Here is a 16,520-nt window from a genome sequence, read left to right as displayed (position 1 = left end):
GGCGTCCCGATGCGCTATCAGGGTTACCGGTCCGACGTGACAGTCGACGCCTGCCCGCCGATCCTCGACGCGCAACACCGCGTCGCGGATCGCCCCGCTGAGGGGGCCGACGCCGAGCGAAACAACCACGACCGCCGACGTGACACCCTCCACGCCGGGCGAGCGCTGATCAAGCGCCTGAAATCCAACGCCGCGACCGCGTTCAGCTTCGTCGAGAGCGCTGGCGCCGGGTACGGCGTCGCGTTGGCTGCCCGGACGCTCCTCCCGACACGCGTCCACGACGCGCTCGACCGTGCGGATCAAGGGGTCCCCAACGATCACGAGTTCTGCGAGCCGACGGTCGATCACAACGCCGAGGCCGGCCACGAACTCCCCGAGGGGTTCACGCTCGCGGAGAGAGTCGGGTACGCCGCGACGGCCTTCGAACTCATGGGGTGGGAGCAGTTCGCCCGCGTCGTGGTCTTCGCCGGCCACGCCAGCGAGACGGCGAACAACCCGTTCGGTTCGAGCCTCGACTGCGGAGCCTGCGCCGGCAACCCCGGCGGCCCAAGTGCCCGTGTCCTCGCCGCCATCTGCAACGACGATGCGGTCAGGGCCGAACTCCGCGAGCGCGGGATCGATATCCCGGAGGATACCGTCTTCGTTGCCGGCGAACACAACACGACGACCGACGAAGTGGAACTGTACGCGGGCGACGTTCCCGAGACGCACGCGGCCGACATCGAGCGGCTTCGCTCGGACCTCGAGACCGCACGCGCCGGTGCGACCGCCGAACGAGCCGGCGATATGGGCGCTGACACCGAATCGGGCCTCCGCGAGACCGAGCGCCGCGCGGCCGATTGGGCGGAGACGCGCCCGGAATGGGGGTTGGCCGGGAACGCGGGGTTCGTGATCGGTCCGCGCAAACTCACCGAGGGGCTCGATCTCGACGGCCGGTCGTTTCTCCACTCCTACGACTGGACGACCGATCCGGACGGCGACGCGCTTGAGGCGATCCTGGCCGGCCCGATGGTCGTCACTCAGTGGATCAACGCCCAGTACTACTTCGCGACGGTCGACAACGCGGCTTACGGGAGCGGTTCGAAGGTGACACACAACCCCGTCGGGAACCTCGGCGTCTACCAAGGCAACGGCGGCGACTTGATGACCGGCCTCCCGCTGCAGTCTTTAGCAGGCGCCGACGGAAAGCCGTACCACCAGCCGCTTCGCCTTTCGACGGTCGTTCACGCGCCCGCAGAGCGCGTCACCGAGATCATCTCCGAGCACGACGAGGTGGCCGAACTACTGGACAACGGCTGGCTCTCGCTGACCGTCGTCGATCCGCAGCAGAACCACCGCGCGCTTGAGTACGCCGGCGAGTTGGGTTGGACGCCGGTTTCGGACCCGACGACCGTCGATCCGGAGCCGGGGCAGACCCCGTCAGTTGCGGACGACTGAACCACTCCGAAACGCGGTTCGTTACGCCGCCTCGACGGCCTCGAGAAGTTCCTCGTAATCCGGTTCGTTCGTTGGGTCCTCGGCGACCCACCGGTATGCGACCGCGCCCTCGTCGTCGATGACGAACACGGACCGGTTCGCGATTCCGTGAAGGCCCAGATCGGGGATGTCGATGCCGACGCCGTAGGCGTCGATCGCCTCACCACCCATGTCGCTCACGAGGTCGAACTCGATGCCGTGTTCCTCGCGGAACGCCCCTTGACAGAACGGTGAGTCCGCGCTCACGCCGAGAAGCGTCGCGTTCGCGTCTGCAAAGCGAGCAAGTTCTCCCTGTAGGGCGATCATCTCGTTCGAACACGGCGGGGTGAACGCCCCCGGGAAGAACGCGAGGACGACGGGGCCGTCGCCAAGGTGGTCCTCGAGATCGAACGATTCGTGATCGCTGGTGCCGACCGTCGCGGTGAACGTTGGTGCGTGGTCTCCGAGTTCAGGCTGTGACATACGGTTGCTTCATCCCGGATCATGATAAAGCCTGTCGCGAGTGCGATCGGCTATCGCTCACCGGAGACGGCCAATCGATTTACATATCTTCCAGGCGGCTATACGGCAATGGCTGTCGGTCATACAAACATGCACAGACGCACGTACAGTACGACGAGGGAGACGGCGACGGCTGGCAAAGACGCGTCGTTGTGGCACTCCTGGGTGAACAATCCTAGTCCGGAGCGGGAGCATAAATAGCGTGTCCTCCGAGTTCCCGGCCGATATCGATCGGCGCGGCTATCTCGCGGCCCTCGTCGGCACCGGCGCAGCGTCGCTAGCTGGCTGTTCGCTGCTAGAAGGCGACGAGGACAGTCCCACAGCGTCGGTAGACGAAGGGCGCGCACGCGAACTCGCAGAACGGTTCGCGCCGACGCTGTATTTTGATGCCGAGGAGAAGTGGTTCCCGACGGACCCGCGACGCTACGAGTCCGAACGCGACGGGTCCCCCGTCGTCAGCGGGTTCGACGCCTTCGACGGCTATTCGAAGCGCTATAACGATCCGTCGTCGCCGCCGGACCCGACCGTGTTCTATCACGTTGTGGAGTACGACGGCTCCCCGCTTTCGGTCGTCCAGTTCTGGCAGTACTCGGCGTTCGACCAGTTCACCACAAACTTCCATTGGCACGACTGGGAGGTGTTGCACGTCTTCGTCGACACCGAGACCGACGAACCACAGCTCTACGTCGCAAGTTCGCACTCCCGGACGGTCCCCAACAACGAGTTCCTCGATCCCGATCCGGACCGGAGCCCGGCCCTGCTCGTCGAGTTGGGATCGCACTCAAACGCGCTGTCGATCAACGAGCAGCGGGATCGCTTCCAGCGACTCCCGATCAACGAACTGGTAGCGGACATCACGAACGGCTCGATCGACGGGGTCGAAGCGATCGCCGAGTTGCCGATCGCCTACGGCCTCCCGCGCGACGAAGAGGGCCGGCTACCGTTCGCGCTCCCGGAACTCGACGGCGAGCCGATCCACGAGGACGACCGTCTTCCGTCAGTCGGTCGGACAGACCTCCTCGACGAGTCACTTGTCGTCCGGTCGTTCGATGCGCTCGCGTCGCCGCCGTCGGAGTTACCGGAACGGTCGACGGGACTGCGGTTCGATCACACGGACCGGAACTCCTCGGAGGCGGACGTTGGATACGACCTCGTGCCGGCCGGCGAACTCGAACATCTAACCGGGTTCACCGGGCCGCAACTGAGCTTCGAGTTCTCGATCCCTGGGTTCGCGGAGGACGCCGTCTCGGGGCACCTCTCAACGACCGGCGTCCCCTGGGAAAGCTCCAGATACGACAACCCGGCGGCTGACATCTCCGATCCGAACCATCGAGCGGAACTGGCCCGGCGCTACGACGCCATCGGGGAGCCGGCGCCGGTCAGCACGATCGTCGCGTCGGTCACCGAGGCGACCGCCAACGACGACGCGCCGGACGACGAGGGGGTGACCACGGAGCCGCACAACGTCGAGAGCGTCGCGCTTCTCGAAAGCGACCCCGAAGCCGTCCCGACGTTCGGCGGCGTCGCGGTGTTGCGGGGCGTTCAGGACGGTGACCACCGGTTGACGGTCAACGGTGCCGGTGTCGCACCTCACAGCGAGGCGGTGTCGGTTCAAGCGGGCGAGGACGTAACGACGGCCGGAGTCGATGGTGAGATTCCGCTCGTCTCTAACGAGCAGGCGGTCAAAGTTGAGGTCGATCCGCGGGGTGCCGACAGCGAACTCAGCGATCTCGCGATCGAGGACGATTTTGCCGGCCGGCTCTACGATGCGCCGCTTTCGGAGCCCGATGCAGTCTACGTCCACCGGGGCGGCGCCTACACGGCCGAGGTCCGGGACACCGACAACGAGGTCGGGGCGATTCGGGTGACCCCCGGCGACGAGGGGACGATCCGACTCGGCGAGCCGCGGACGGGAAAGGCCTCGCTCGCGACGTTTCTCGCCGACATCGCCGAGGAAACGGCGGCAAGCATCGGATCGGGGGCGACGGCCGACGATTCGGACGCCACTGGGGGCAACGACGACGACGACCGTGACCGCGGGGACGATCGGCGTGAGAGCGACGATGACACAGGCAGTCTCGACGGCTCCGAAAACGCGGTTCGGGGACTTCGCCGGGCACTAGCCGCCGTCGCAGAAGCCGCCCGGCGGGCCGCCGAACGCGCCGAAGCCGGCGACCGAGGGGGTGCGGACACGGCGCTCGAGTCGGTTTCCACCCGACTTGAGCGGGTCGGCGAACGACTGGCCGAGGCACGGGGGTCGCTCCCCGCGGCACGCGAGCGAGCGATCGAGCGGCGACTCGAACGGGGGCGACGACGCTCCGACCAGGCGACGGAAGCCGAGAAGCTCTGAGCGCCACACCGAAATCACCTCACGATCAGTCTCAGCCCGGTGAGGCGTCCGTCACAAATGTAAAGTGTATGACGTGCTATCCCGGTACTACTGTGGACGTACCCCGGCCGACGCTTGTGGGTGAGCCGACCGAAGAGACGCCCGTTCCCCGGTCGTGCCCGTAGATGCGGTCGTTCCTTCGAAGCCTCTTCGAGGGGCCGTTCGCACCACAGTTGCGGCGGTTCGTCCTCGTCGGAACCGCCGCCGCCGGCGTCCAGATGCTCCTGCTGTGGGGGTTCGTCGATGTCGTCGGGTGGGACTACCTTCTCGGCGCGTTGATCGCCATCGAATGCACCATCGTTCTGCAGTACATCGCCAACAACGCGTGGACGTTCCGGGCGACGCAGAACACGGGCGGCGCCGAGTTCTTTGTGGGGCTGCTCAAGACGAACGTGGTCCGCGGGACCGCCATCCCGATTCAACTCGGTCTCCTCTTCGTCCTCGTCGAGTGGTTCGGGCTGCTGTATCTGATCGCAAACATGGCGGCGATCGGAGGGAGCGGACTCTACCGATACGTTCTCGACGCCCGATGGACGTGGGGGACGTGATCGGGCAATCGCGCTGCCGTGGCCGCATCACGACGGCTCAATAGGCGCTCTCTTCGGCGAGTGCGGCGATCCCGTCCTCGACGCTTCTGTGCGCTCCGTCGTCGTAGCGGGGGTAGACCTCGAGCAACTCGTCCCCGTCGCGGACGGCGAGACAGACTGCCGGAGGCACGATGACGCGTTCGAGTCGACCGATCCCGGGACGTTCTTGGAAGAAAGGCTGGAGCGCTCCTGCCCCCACCGCCTCGACGAACTCGTCGTAACATGCGGCTGCCTCCGGCGGTGGCCCGTCGGCCGGAACCCGTGCCTTTTGATTCCACTGTATGGTTCGAACCGACCCGATTGTGCCCTCAGCAACCAACTGGTCGAGGCGGGCGAGCACCGCCCGCTGCCTGTCGCGAGCGACGTCGGAAACCCCCGTCCGGAGATACAGGGTGACCTCGCCGTCGAAGGGGTCCGTCGCCGCCTCCGGCGATGTCGTCGGATCGAGGGCATCTCGTGTGGCACGGGGGATCATACTACTCATATCACATTATTTTATTTTCTACCACAAAAGCGTTTCTGTTATTCAATACTCTGTATTAAACTGGAGTATAGACAGGCATTTGATTTGCTATATCCGATAGAACAAAAATTGCTGTGTGAAACGGTGGGCTCGTGTCACCGCTACCGGGCTCGTGTCACCGCTACCGGTTGCTCCGTTCAGACCAGCCAACTGGCTCGGCACGCGGGGACAACAGCGACGAACGCCCACGGCCCGGCCATCCGCTCCGTCGATTCGTCGAGTACACCAGAAGCGCTAATTGACCGGGGTCTAACTAGCAGGCGTTCAGACGTATGATCGAATCCGTCCTCCGCGTGGACGTGCTGTTGTTTCTCGCTATTGGCATCCTTGGCGGCGCCCACTGCATCGGGATGTGTGGGCCGCTGGTGACAATGTACTCCGAGCGGATGACACCCCGCGCCGACGGCGGGACGACCGCGGCTACCCGCCGCGGCCGGGAGAGCCACCTCACGACCTACGAGGTGCGACAGCACGCGCTGTTCAATCTCGGCCGAGCGACGAGTTACACAGTATTGGGAGCGGCTTTCGGTGCCCTAGGTGGCGCCGTGTTCGTGACGACCGAGGAACTGACCGCGGTCGCCGACCTCGTCCGTGGAAGCGTCGGAGTCGTCGTCGGTGCGTTCATCATCGCTGCCGGCGCGAAGTACCTCTTTGGCGGCGGCGCGGCCGGCATCAACATCCCGGGCGTCGGCCGGGCGACGAACTGGCTCGCCGTCCGCATCCAGGGGTTCGTCAACAGTCCGAACATCGCCGTCCTCGGCGCACTCCACGGCCTGCTCCCGTGTCCGATACTCTATCCCGCCTACCTCTTCGCGTTCGCCAGCGGCTCGGCGCTTTCGGGCGGTATCGCCCTCGCAGCGCTCGGGATCGGGACGATCCCGGCGGTGTTCGCCTACGGGACACTCATCGAGTCGGTCGATGCGGTCCACCGACAGCGGCTCCATCGACTGCTCGGCGTCGCCTTTCTTGTCCTCGGATACGTCCTGTTCGCACACGGACTGATGGCCGTTGGGATCCACCTCCCGTCGCCGCCGCTACCGCACTACCAACCGCTTGGCGGGGGAATGGCCCACTAAGACGGATGCCCGCCAACTGACCGTTTTCAGCCCCCACGTCACGAATATGACTCTTGAACACGTCCCGCTCACCTGGCTCAGTCCACAGTTGGCCCCTGTCCTGATGGGGACCATTCTGCTGGCCGGGATCGGAACCGGCCTCCTGTTTTTTGTGGCGGTCGTCGCCTACCGCCGCCGGGGGACGTCGCGGTATCTGCTGATCACCGGCGCGTTAGGCGCGCTGGTCGTTCGCTCCGTCGTCGGGACCGCGACCGTCTTCGGGGCGATCCCGATGGTCGTCCATCACCTCGCTAGCCACGGCTTGGACCTGCTCATCGCCGCCACGCTGTTGTTCGTGATCTCAAAAGAGGGTTGATCCCAGGGCGCTGGGCTCGTGTCCGTCGCCGGGTGGAATCGGCCAAGAGGGGCGGTCGCCAACCCCCCTGAACTATTAGTTCCGGCTCCGATTCGGAGCGTCGTTCGGATTGTCCCGAGTCAAAGTACCCGCTGGATGGTGACGCCGAGCACTTCACCGCCGACAGACGCCCCCCTGACGGGCGTCTGACGAGGGTATTTAATCGCTCGCTACGCATCGAAAGCCGATGAACGAGTACGGACCGGATCTCGAATCGGTGACCGTGGCGTTCGACGAAGAGATGATCGAGGCACTCGATGAGAAGGCGTTCGCCGACCACCGCGACAATCGCGAGGCGGCGATCCGGGACTGTCTCGACGAGTGGCTCAAGCGACGGGCCGACGGAGACGACGACACCGAACGACCCGAGTGACCCGACTCGCTGCTGTCCGGCCACACGACCGCGCGACCGGCGGTCGATCTCCTCGCTGTCGGCCGGCTCCCGAGGACCGATACGGCTCCGGTGAGAACCGGGATCTGTGACCGACACAGACCACGCAAACGCCGGCTACCGGCGGTTGTTCGACGGCCCGGGACTCTCTATTGGGCTCGGCTTGCCGCTCACCGGCGTGCGGGAGTCGACGCCGGCCATCGAAGCGGAGATCCGGCTCGCGGAACGTGCCGAGGCGGTCGGCTTCGACGCGCTCTGGGCGCGGGACGTCCCGACGTACTGGCCGCGCTTCGGTGATGCCGGCGGGGCGTTCGACACCTGGCCCCTGCTCTCACACGTGGCCGCCCACACCGAATCGATCGCGCTCGGAACCTCCAGCGTCGTGTTACCCCTCCGGCATCCGATCCACATCGCCAAGGCCGCCGCGACCGTCGATCGGCTCTCCGGAGGGCGGCTCGTGCTCGGGATCGCGTCCGGGGACCGCGACCCGGAGTACCCTGCCTTCGGCGTCGATCCGGACAACCGCGGTGAATCCGTCCGCGAGAGCGTCGAGGCTCTCCGAGTGCTCTGGAGCGAATCGTTTCCGACGATCGAGGGATCGTGGGGACGGCTCGAGGGCGACCTCGACGTCCTCCCCAAGCCGACAACCGAGACGCTGCCGTTGCTCCCAACCGGCAACGCCCGCCAGTCAACCGAGTGGATCGCCCGACACGGCGACGGGTGGCTCTTCTATCATCTCCCCGAGTCCACGCTGGAGTCGTACCTCGAGACGTGGCGCGACCTCGCCGGCGAAAAGCCGTTTGTAATCGCCGTCAAAGTCGCGCTCGCGGACGACCCGACCGCCGACGCGGAGCCGCTTCACCTCGGCCACCGTGCCGGTGTCGAGTGGTTCCGACGCTATTTCCGGCGTCTCGAGGAGTACGGCCTCGATCACGTCATCGTCGGTCTTGAGGCCGACGATCCCGAGCGAGCGATGGAGACGTTCGCAACGGAGGTCCTCGACCGGCTGTAGGCGGCGGCCGCTATCCTGTGTCCACTCTCTCCGACTCCGTCACCCGATCCAACAGTTCGTCGCCCGGCGCTGCCCGCCTCGCGGTCAAGCCAACCGGGTGCACCCCGCCCCGTCATCGAGGCGATCAGGGACAGTCTCCGGTGTCGAACGACTGTTGTTCGGACCCCTGCTCAACCGTCCGGTACGACCCCGAGTCGAGCCGCAGGATCGCCGCAAGCCCGCCATACCCGTGGGTCTGGTCGTGACCACGGACGACAACACAGTCGACGTCCCCCGGGACTTCGATCGTCTCCGAACGGGTGAAGGGCTGCCGGGAGTGTGCGTGCCGGAGGTCGCGCCGACCCAGCATTGTCCCGTTCAGGCGCTCGACCTGCCACCAGTTGGCGTACCCGTCCTCGCCACCGTCGTCGTGATGCAGCGACACGTCGAACGTGTACGTTCCGCCTTGATCCGAAACGGCGACATCAACGACGTTTGCCTCCCGAAGATCGGGGTCGTCGGTACCGTCGCGGCCTTCCCCGTCCGGATCGCCCCCGCCATCACTACTGCTCTCGCCATCGCCACTGCTCCCGCCATCGCCGTCTACACAGCCAGCGACGGCGGCGAGCGTGCCGACGGTGCCGGTGAGAAACCGCCGTCGACCGATGGCGTCTCGCCCCGGATTCATACCCGTCTGTTCGAGCGCGAGTACAAAATCCCACGGGCGCCCGTGCAGGACAACCGCCGACCCGGCGGCCCCTCAGGCGTTTAGCGTCTCAACGACCCGCTCGCACGCCCCCGGCACACTTCGGGCCCGCAGAGTCGCCGTGACGTACCGGCGGATGGGGTTGTCCAGTCGGGTCGGCCGGACGCGCCGCCGGTAGCGGGCCACTTCGTCATCACCGTACGTGACGAGGCGCGCGGCGTTGGCGAGGGGGTCCCGGGCGAGTTCGGGACTCGGACTGTCTTCGAGCGCTGTTTGGATCGACTCCAAGGCGGCCGAACGCCGCTCGCGGACGTCCGATCCCGACTCGGCGCGGAACTGCTCGCCGTCTTCGATCCGATCGAGAAGCCGATCGCGGGCGAGAAACGCCGTGATCGCTGCCATTGCGTTGACGACCGTGCTGGCCGGACGGCCGTCCGGAGCGTTCCGTGCGCGTGATTCGGCGTCGCGCCGGAGGCGGCGCCGGAGCCGGTCGACCGGGTCACCGCCCGAGGCGGTCGGCTCCGGCGGGATCGACTCCCGCCGAGCCTGGAGGTCATCGGTCAGTGACTCGGCAGCGACCTCGAGCGTCGGAGCGACTGTCCCGGCGTCGTCGGGAAGCGAGGCCTCGAATCGGTCGTACAGGTAGCGACTGTCGTCGATTGACGCCCGTCCTCGCTCCGCGTGTCCGCCCCACTCAGCGACGCCCAAGAGCGCACTGGGAGCCGCCCCCGTCAATGGATCGCGGTTCTCGATGACGCGTCGGATTGTCTCCTCGATGGTGGCGTGGACGACGGCAGCTCGGATCGGGTCGTCGCCGACGTACGCGTGGTTCGATCGGAGCCGTTCGGCATCTCGGGCGGCCGCCCGACGCTCCTCGCGCAGTTCCGCCTCGGTCCGGTCGCGCTCGACGAACGCCCACCCCTCGGCGGCGTAGCGCGCCTCGGCGCGCGCCTGGCGGAGCAACAGCATCGCCGACAGCCGTGTTCCCGCGGCCCGGGCGTCGTCAAGGCGGTCGGTCGCCGTCTCGGCTGCCGATAGGAGTTCCGCCCGGACGTGGCCGTTCGGCACGTCAGTCGGCCCAAGAGGCAACGGGAGCGTTCCGAGCAGGTCATCAACGCGTGCGGCCGCTCTCGCGAGGTGCTCACGCTCGATGTCGACCGGGACGTCGTCGACGACGATCGGCTCCGAGTCGCCCTCGTCGGGGACGTCCGGTAGCCGCGTCGGCGGAATCCCCCCTTCGGAGTCGTCCGATCGTACCTCACGTTCGCTGCAGCCGGCGAGTGCTACAGACCCGGCCGCGATCAAGAACCCCCGCCGTGTGGACGAGTCGGATTCCATCACTCAGACACCCCCTGTCGGGTGGCCGCCGGCGTTTGATCGGGCGTGTCGCCGCCCGCCCCTCCGTTTTCGGGGGCACGTCGTCCGTTCTCGCGCTCGCGCCGTCCGTCACCGTCACCGTGGCAGCGCCCCTGCCCGTCGGTGCCTGACCCGTAGGAGTTGACTTCCGCTCGATCGAGTGTCGCAGGGAGCCGAATCAGCCGCGACTCGTAGACCGACTCGCCGGCCGAACAGCGCTCGTTGTAGGGGCGGAGCTCCCGGGCGTACGCCGTCCGGACCTCTTTCGCGGTCCAAGAGATCCCACAGAGCCGCAACCGAAAGCACTCCTCAACGCGTCTGGTCTCAAGGTACAGCGTTTCCGAGTCGAACGCCGTCGCCGAGCGGAATGCGGACACTGCGTCGGCGTCGACCTCGTCCGAGGCGACGAGCTGTTCGGCCCGCGATCGGGTGTCGATGACCGCGTAGGAGAGACGGGACGACCGACGCCCGGGTCGCACCGGCGTCTCGTCATCTTCACCGATCCGGACCGGCGGCTCGTCGGTGCCGGCCCTGAATAAAAGTGTCTCGGGGTCGCGTTCGGTCGTTCCGCCCGGGATCGTCGAGTCGGCGTTTTCGGAAACCGAACGGGACGTGCCGGACTGTTCGCCGACTAAGCCACTACATCCGGCGAGGCCGACGGTAGCCACGGCGGCCACTGTTCGAAGGAGGCGTCGTCGCGTTGGAGGGACCATCAGTCGTCTCTGGTTTCAACGGCGCTCAGATTAAAACGTTCGCGTCGGCAACGGACAGGCGGTTCGGGCGGGGTCGTGGGCGTGTCGGGCGATGTCACCGTTATATAAGTAGGAACCGCCCCTTGGGGCGGTGAGGAGTGCGACACGTAGCCGTCTGTCCAATTACTGCGTTCCGCCGGTGTCGAAGCACTTCGTCCCTTCCAGCAGGAGCCCTTTCCACGTGTATGCTCGTTCATATATTAGTTCTGTTAGCCATTCGTGCTGTTCTTTGCTGACTTGTGATTATAATTTTTACATGTGTTCGTTGTTACAGTGAGTTTTGTGTGCTCCGATGTAGTACGTGTATGTGTGACCGCCACCGCCACAAAAATGTTGCAGGCGACGCTCGCGCCACCGACGGCGCACAAAGAGCGTCGGCTTCAGCGTACCGTGGCGACGTACCGCAACGCCCTCGCCGAATCGTTCGAGAGTAGCGCGGACACGCAGTGGGCGGTCAGCGATGTCGTCACCGGCTACAACCTCACGTCCTATGTGAAGGACGCGCTCAAGAACTACGTCCCACAACTTCGCTGGACGTACAACGCCTCGGAGGTGGACGGTGACCATCCGGGTCGGTTCACGAATCGGTGGGTCCGAATCGACCACTCTGAGGAGCGACCCTACGAGTTCTGTTGGCGCGTTTCGCAGGCGGGACGTGGCAACGCCTTCTGGATTCCGCTCCGCATCAACCCTGCTTCAAGAGTCGCTCTAGGCGGAGTTAGCGCGGGCGAGGATGTTGCCTTGCGGTTTTCGACCGTTCCGATGACGCGACCGAGGTGAGTACTCAGTGGTCGAGGTCGAACTGTTCGTTCTCGGAGACAGCGTTGAGGACGACGCTCGTGTTCGACTCGTTGATCTCGGAGTCGGTGAGTACCGCTTTAATCTGGTCGTTCATGTGTTCGGTGTCGGTGAACTTCCCGACCGCGATGATGTCGTAGTCGCCGGTCGTCTCGTACACCGTGGTGATGTGTCTCTGCTCTCGAAGCCGATCGGTGATCGCGGGCAGCGCGCTCCCCTCGACCTTGAGTTGGATGATCCCCGTCACGTCGTAGCCCAACTCGCCGTAGTCGATGATCGGGGCGTATCCCTCGATGACGCCGTCGTCCTCGAGATCCGAGATGTGGTTCGATACCGTCGTCACCGAGACGTCCAGATCCTCGCCGAGCGAGCGAAGCGAGGCGCGACCGTCTTCGAGCAGCGCATTCACTAACTTCTGGTCGAGATTCTCGTATGCCATTGCGACGGACTATCCCGCGGAACCGTTATAACTTTACGATTATCCAATTCCAACGGCTAGTTCGGAGTCCGCTACCGGGGGACGATCAGCGGCCGTCGTCACAGCGATCAGTTGGCATCGCCGACGGCGAACTCAAGCAGATCGGCCACCGTGAAGTCGTCCTGCCCGGCGTTCGGGGCGGGAAGCGTCGGCGTCCAGTTCGGCTGGACGGTCACGAACGAACTCGGATCGGACTCCACGAGGCCGACAAGCGTCTCGGCGACGATGCGGCTCCCGACCGGCCCGAGACGGTTGCCGCCGCTCGCCACCCGCGCCTCGGCCAAGACGTAGTACCAAAGCGGAGCCTCTGTGCCCGGATGCTGACCGTGATCGGCGAGGATCTCGTCGAAGCCGAGTTCCTCGTTTGAGAGCGGTTCGATGCCCATCGCACGTGCGGCCGCCTGACCGCTCGGAAGACCGAGGTTCCGTCCGCGAACGAGATTCCGCGAGGCCAACGAAGCCCGCCAGTCGTCGCTGTCCATGAACGGGAGATCGAGGAGGTCGGGCGAGAGCAGCGAGTCGATAGCTCTGGCTCGCTGGGGATTGACCTCCGGATCGTTCATTTCGAAGAGATAGCGCCAGTCAACGGCGTTGGCGGCCGAGGCGGCCTCGAACCCCATGCCAAAGGCGTCCTCGCCGTGGCCGAACAGCGCGGCCTCGGTGTCCTCGTTGACGCGGTACCGTTCGCGGATCTGGCTGTGGCCGTAGCGGTAGGCGGCACCAGCGAACTCTACCGGAATGAATGGCTCGTCCCTTGCCCCGACGGTGTAGTGCTCGCGTTCCGATTTGACCGCTTCAACGACGTCCGGGTCGCAGACCGTCGGGAGGAACTCTTCAACGACGATCCACTGGTAGTGCCAGCGAGCCAGCCGGTTAGCGTGCTCGAAGGCGTTCTTGCAGTCCTCGCCGAGCGACTCGAGGATGGCGTTGTGGAACCGCAACATCGCGTACTGGAACTGCGAGAGGATGTGGTTCTCGTCGTTTCGGTGGTCGCCGGTCAACGCGGTCGCCTCCGCGTTCCGCGGGACATCGGGGCGGCCGTCGGAGGCCACCAACAGTCGTTCGTGATCGCCACCTTGCAACGGCGATTCATAGAGGTACGGGGAAGCCTCAGGCCCGGTTCCGTAGACAGAATCGAGGTCCAATTCAGGGGTTCGGAAGTTCCGGAGCGCGTCCGGGTCGTTCCGGCGGGCGAGACTCGAAAGCGGGTCGAGTGTGATGTCGTGATCAATAAACTGCCCGAGAAACGCCACGCCAGCCGGAACCGACGACTCGCCGACCGACCGGTCGTGAGTGCTCTCATCGAGTGGGCCGCCGGGACGGCCGAGTTCTTGGAGGAATTCGACATCGTGGTCAGCTGCTTCGAGGTACGGGAACATCCGGCCGAACCGTCCGTGGCCGGGGTGGAAGGGATCCCGTGGGACGTTCCCCAGCCCGCGCTGGTCGGACATCCCGTGGTGCATATTGCACATCGCGTCCGCGATCGCCTCCGTCGAGGGCCGTTCCGGGCGCTCGATCGTAGCGTCGACCGTTGCTTCGGGGTCCACGACGACGCCTTCCTCGTGGATGAGCGACCCATCACGAAACAGATACAACTTGACTTCCGGCGTCCCCTCTTGAGGAGCGCCGAGGTCCTCCGCCGCCGCCGACAGTTCGAACGAGCCATCGGGTCGGACCGGCATCGCCCCGAGAGGATCGTCCGGATCGCTGTCAACGTCGACCGCCATGGCGGTCACGCCCACCGCCGCCACCCCGTCCGGGTACGTCACGCTGCCCGATAGTGTGTATGTCTCTTGCATACTAACCGGCAAAATTTCTTCCAAACATATAATTCTTTGCGTAGTTCGCTCCTCGGAGACAGGCTGGTCGACACGACGAGGATCGAGACGCCCTCAGTCGTCCGTGGCGGGGACGTCACTGATCGAGGCGGTCGATCGTTCGGACGTGTCGACATCGGGGGACAGCCTCTCCTCATCCGCGCGCGGGAAGTTGTCGATCGTGTCGGCTCGGAACGCCGATTCGTCGAACTCGTATTCGCCATCGAAGAAGTCGATGATTGTGCGGGTATCTCGCATGGCATTCTTGAGACACGTCGATGCGCCGGGCGAGGGAGTGATGTTGAAAATGATGTCCTCGCCGACGATCTTCGCCTCGCCCATGTCGAGAGATTTCTCCGTCGTGTCGACGATCTGTGGACGGACGCCGCCGTAGCCCTTCGCGCGCTCGATGTCGTCTAACTCGACGCTTGGAACGACCTTTTGAACGTGCGGGAGGAACGCCTTCGGCCCGACCGTCGGAAGATCGTAGACGAGGTTTTCGAGGACGTACGGGAGGAGAATCCGATCCGAGAGGATGTTGGCGTAACTGAGGACCGACGCGGCGTTCAGACCGAACACGTCGAGGAAATCCGTCACCGTCGAGATTCGCCCCCGCTCGAGGGCTGGGACCAGTTTTGCGGTCGGTCCGAAGCGCGTGACGCTCGGATCGTGGACGTCGGCATCGCCGTGGACGGCCGCGAACGGGAGTTTCTTCATCTGGAGAGTGTAGACCTTCCCGTTCAGGAGGTCATCGGCGAGGAAGAAGCTCCCGGCGACGGGGAGTAGTACCTTGTCCTCACCGTAGCCGAGTTCCTTCGCAATCTGGAGGCTGTGGGAGCCGGCGGCGACGGTGGCGACATCACAGTCGAACCGGCCGGCGTCCGTCTCAAGTGTGTAGCCGTCGACTGTCGGCGTGATCTCGGTGAGTTCGGTCCCCGTGTGGACATCGACGCTGGCTTCCTCTTTTGCGCGCTCAACGAGGGACTTCGTCACCTCGCCGTAGTCGACGACGTAGCCGTCGGGCGTCTGGAGCGCGAGCATCTCCTCGTCGGGATCCCGCCCGTCGACGACCTTCGGCTCGTACTCGGCGATCTCTTCGCGGTCGATCGCCTGGAGTTTCGAAAAGAGGTCGCCGAACCCTTCCTCGTCGTAGCGGCGCTCGAGCGCCTCGACTTCGTCTTCGCCGACGCCGAGCACCATCTTGCTCCGCTTTGCGTGCATCTCGCGGTCGTCGTCGTAGTGTTCGAGATAGCCCGCAAGCAACTCCGCACCCTCCTTTACCTCCTCGGCCTTCTCGAGGGTGTAGTTGGTCTCGATATCGCCAAAATGAAGCGTCTGTGAGTTGTTTGTGTGGTGGCTGTTGATCGCCGCGATTTCCGGCTCTTTTTCGATTAGTGCGACCGAGTCGATGTCGGTGAACTTTGCAGTCGTATATAAAAGCGATGCGCCGCTAATCCCGCCACCGACGATGATAAGATCGTATTGTCCGGACATATTTGATCTTTCTGACCGCTGTCCCGAACTCCAATCTCCTGCCTCATAGTTCATGTTTTTTCGATATCGTCGATCAACGAAACGTGTATCGACGATAGGGGCACGAGGAGTTATATGTGAAAACGCGGCCACCCGACGTGTGCCCTGAGTGCCGATCGTGGTCCGCCTGGGCTGGAGTGCGGCACACGGACCGCGAAGCGATCGCGTGCCGCCTGTTCGCCATTGCTGTCCGAAGAGCAGAGCCGTCAGTGCTCAACGAACTCAATCAACACGCCGCCAGTCGACTTCGGGTGGAGGAAGGCGACCTGGTGTCCCCACGCCCCCCGCCGGGGCTCCTCGTCGACCAACTCGACGCCGACCGACTCGGCGGTTTCGAGTGCAGCTTCGATGTCGTCTGTCTCAACGGCAACGTGGTGCAGCCCCGCCCCGTGTTCGTCGAGGTACCGCGCGATTGTTCCATCGTCCTGCGGTTCGAGTAGCTCGAAGTATCCGTTTTCGAGTTCGAGAAAGAGGACGCGTAGTTCCCCGAGGCGCTCCTCGTGGGCGATATTACAGCCGAACAGATCCTCATAGAGAAACGCCAATCCCTCGGCGTTGTCGGTCGCGACGCCGGCGTGGTCGAAGTTCATGCCAGTTTCTCGGCGTGTAGGGTGAAAAACGCGGGGGATGCCGGATCGTTGGCCGAAGGGCTGTTCCAGTTGGATCGTCGATCAGCCCCGATATTCGCCGAAGACATCCCGCATCGCGTTGCAGATTTCGCCCGTTGTCGCGTAGGCTTTCACCGCGTCGAC

At 64.9% G+C, this 16,520-nt stretch carries 16 protein-coding genes and 1 pseudogene; 8 read left to right on the top strand and 9 right to left on the bottom strand.

The window, feature by feature from the left end; all coding sequences use genetic code 11:
- Positions 1–1,437, top strand: a 1,437-nt coding sequence (locus ACI944_RS04305; RefSeq protein ID WP_411717836.1) for a putative inorganic carbon transporter subunit DabA, incomplete at its 5' end; no start/stop codon positions are given.
- Between the two features lie 21 nt (positions 1,438–1,458).
- Here ACI944_RS04305 and ACI944_RS04300 read toward each other — a convergent pair.
- Positions 1,459–1,938, bottom strand: coding sequence for a redoxin domain-containing protein (locus ACI944_RS04300; RefSeq protein WP_411717835.1), 480 nt, complete (start codon positions 1,936–1,938; stop codon positions 1,459–1,461).
- A gap of 241 nt (positions 1,939–2,179) precedes the next feature.
- Here ACI944_RS04300 and ACI944_RS04295 point away from each other — a divergent pair, with 241 nt between their 5' ends.
- A complete protein-coding gene (locus ACI944_RS04295; protein ID WP_411717834.1) occupies positions 2,180–4,327 on the top strand; it encodes a hypothetical protein in 2,148 nt (715 codons plus the stop codon).
- Positions 4,328–4,491: 164 nt separating this feature from the next.
- Positions 4,492–4,914 (top strand): GtrA family protein, encoded by a 423-nt coding sequence (locus ACI944_RS04290; RefSeq protein WP_411717833.1) that lies wholly within the window; start codon positions 4,492–4,494, stop codon positions 4,912–4,914.
- 37 nt (positions 4,915–4,951) lie between these two features.
- Here ACI944_RS04290 and ACI944_RS04285 read toward each other — a convergent pair whose 3' ends face one another.
- Positions 4,952–5,437 carry an HTH domain-containing protein gene (locus ACI944_RS04285; RefSeq protein ID WP_411717832.1) on the bottom strand — a complete coding sequence of 162 codons (486 nt, stop codon included), beginning with the start codon at positions 5,435–5,437 and terminating at the stop codon, positions 4,952–4,954.
- Between the two features lie 311 nt (positions 5,438–5,748).
- On the opposite strand from ACI944_RS04285, the gene ACI944_RS04280 reads away from it, so the two are divergent.
- From ACI944_RS04280 to ACI944_RS04265, 4 genes are all read left to right on the top strand, one after another.
- Positions 5,749–6,552: a sulfite exporter TauE/SafE family protein gene (locus ACI944_RS04280; protein ID WP_411717831.1), complete on the top strand. Its 804-nt coding sequence runs from the start codon at positions 5,749–5,751 to the stop codon at positions 6,550–6,552.
- Positions 6,553–6,598: 46 nt separating this feature from the next.
- Positions 6,599–6,907 carry a hypothetical protein gene (locus ACI944_RS04275; protein ID WP_411717830.1) on the top strand — a complete coding sequence of 103 codons (309 nt, stop codon included), beginning with the start codon at positions 6,599–6,601 and terminating at the stop codon, positions 6,905–6,907.
- Between the two features lie 226 nt (positions 6,908–7,133).
- The gene (locus ACI944_RS04270) at positions 7,134–7,319 is read left to right on the top strand and encodes a ribbon-helix-helix protein, CopG family (RefSeq protein WP_411717829.1); all 186 of its coding nucleotides are present in this window, start codon (positions 7,134–7,136) and stop codon (positions 7,317–7,319) included.
- A 106-nt stretch (positions 7,320–7,425) separates the two neighbouring features.
- Positions 7,426–8,349 (top strand): LLM class oxidoreductase, encoded by a 924-nt coding sequence (locus tag ACI944_RS04265; protein WP_411717828.1) that lies wholly within the window; start codon positions 7,426–7,428, stop codon positions 8,347–8,349.
- A 124-nt stretch (positions 8,350–8,473) separates the two neighbouring features.
- Here the strand turns inward: ACI944_RS04265 and ACI944_RS04260 are convergent, their stop codons facing one another.
- The 3 genes from ACI944_RS04260 to ACI944_RS04250 all read right to left on the bottom strand — a co-directional run bounded on the left by ACI944_RS04260 (position 8,474) and on the right by ACI944_RS04250 (position 11,103).
- Entirely contained in the window at positions 8,474–9,016 is a 543-nt protein-coding gene (locus tag ACI944_RS04260; protein WP_411717827.1) for a hypothetical protein, read from the bottom strand.
- Positions 9,017–9,088: 72 nt separating this feature from the next.
- A complete protein-coding gene (locus ACI944_RS04255) occupies positions 9,089–10,372 on the bottom strand; it encodes a hypothetical protein (protein ID WP_411717826.1) in 1,284 nt (427 codons plus the stop codon).
- Positions 10,372–11,103, bottom strand: coding sequence for a hypothetical protein (locus ACI944_RS04250; RefSeq protein ID WP_411717825.1), 732 nt, complete (start codon positions 11,101–11,103; stop codon positions 10,372–10,374). The genes ACI944_RS04255 and ACI944_RS04250 overlap by 1 nt, the downstream gene beginning before the upstream one ends.
- A 348-nt stretch (positions 11,104–11,451) precedes the next feature.
- Here ACI944_RS04250 and ACI944_RS04245 point away from each other — a divergent pair.
- Positions 11,452–11,874 (top strand): annotated as a pseudogene (locus tag ACI944_RS04245) (RNA-guided endonuclease TnpB family protein); the annotation flags it as partial.
- 52 nt (positions 11,875–11,926) lie between these two features.
- Here ACI944_RS04245 and lrp read toward each other — a convergent pair.
- The 4 genes from lrp to mce all read right to left on the bottom strand — a co-directional run bounded on the left by lrp (position 11,927) and on the right by mce (position 16,358).
- Complete coding sequence (lrp, locus tag ACI944_RS04240; RefSeq protein ID WP_411717824.1) at positions 11,927–12,379, bottom strand: HTH-type transcriptional regulator Lrp; 453 nt, start codon at positions 12,377–12,379, stop codon at positions 11,927–11,929.
- Between the two features lie 107 nt (positions 12,380–12,486).
- Positions 12,487–14,217: a peroxidase family protein gene (locus tag ACI944_RS04235; RefSeq protein ID WP_411717823.1), complete on the bottom strand. Its 1,731-nt coding sequence runs from the start codon at positions 14,215–14,217 to the stop codon at positions 12,487–12,489.
- 93 nt (positions 14,218–14,310) lie between these two features.
- A complete protein-coding gene (locus ACI944_RS04230) occupies positions 14,311–15,729 on the bottom strand; it encodes an FAD-dependent oxidoreductase (protein ID WP_411717822.1) in 1,419 nt (472 codons plus the stop codon).
- Between the two features lie 245 nt (positions 15,730–15,974).
- Positions 15,975–16,358, bottom strand: coding sequence for a methylmalonyl-CoA epimerase (gene mce, locus ACI944_RS04225; RefSeq protein WP_411717821.1), 384 nt, complete (start codon positions 16,356–16,358; stop codon positions 15,975–15,977).
- Between the last annotated feature and the right edge of the window lie 162 nt (positions 16,359–16,520).

Source organism: Natronomonas sp., assembly GCF_046710025.1.
Lineage (GTDB): Archaea > Halobacteriota > Halobacteria > Halobacteriales > Haloarculaceae > Natronomonas.
This window is presented reverse-complemented; position numbering and strand designations above follow the sequence as displayed.

Bases quoted from the DNA above. Each gene is read 5' to 3' on its own strand.
- ACI944_RS04300 (WP_411717835.1), bottom strand. From the start codon at position 1,938: ATGTCACAGCCTGAACTCGGAGACCACGCACCAACGTTCACCGCGACG.
- ACI944_RS04290 (WP_411717833.1), top strand. From the start codon at position 4,492: ATGCGGTCGTTCCTTCGAAGCCTCTTCGAGGGGCCGTTCGCACCACAG.
- ACI944_RS04285 (WP_411717832.1), bottom strand. From the start codon at position 5,437: ATGAGTAGTATGATCCCCCGTGCCACACGAGATGCCCTCGATCCGACG.
- ACI944_RS04280 (WP_411717831.1), top strand. From the start codon at position 5,749: ATGATCGAATCCGTCCTCCGCGTGGACGTGCTGTTGTTTCTCGCTATT.
- ACI944_RS04275 (WP_411717830.1), top strand. From the start codon at position 6,599: ATGACTCTTGAACACGTCCCGCTCACCTGGCTCAGTCCACAGTTGGCC.
- ACI944_RS04270 (WP_411717829.1), top strand. From the start codon at position 7,134: ATGAACGAGTACGGACCGGATCTCGAATCGGTGACCGTGGCGTTCGAC.
- ACI944_RS04260 (WP_411717827.1), bottom strand. From the start codon at position 9,016: ATGAATCCGGGGCGAGACGCCATCGGTCGACGGCGGTTTCTCACCGGC.
- ACI944_RS04255 (WP_411717826.1), bottom strand. From the start codon at position 10,372: ATGGAATCCGACTCGTCCACACGGCGGGGGTTCTTGATCGCGGCCGGG.
- ACI944_RS04250 (WP_411717825.1), bottom strand. From the start codon at position 11,103: ATGGTCCCTCCAACGCGACGACGCCTCCTTCGAACAGTGGCCGCCGTG.
- lrp (WP_411717824.1), bottom strand. From the start codon at position 12,379: ATGGCATACGAGAATCTCGACCAGAAGTTAGTGAATGCGCTGCTCGAA.
- ACI944_RS04235 (WP_411717823.1), bottom strand. From the start codon at position 14,217: ATGCAAGAGACATACACACTATCGGGCAGCGTGACGTACCCGGACGGG.
- ACI944_RS04230 (WP_411717822.1), bottom strand. From the start codon at position 15,729: ATGTCCGGACAATACGATCTTATCATCGTCGGTGGCGGGATTAGCGGC.
- mce (WP_411717821.1), bottom strand. From the start codon at position 16,358: ATGAACTTCGACCACGCCGGCGTCGCGACCGACAACGCCGAGGGATTG.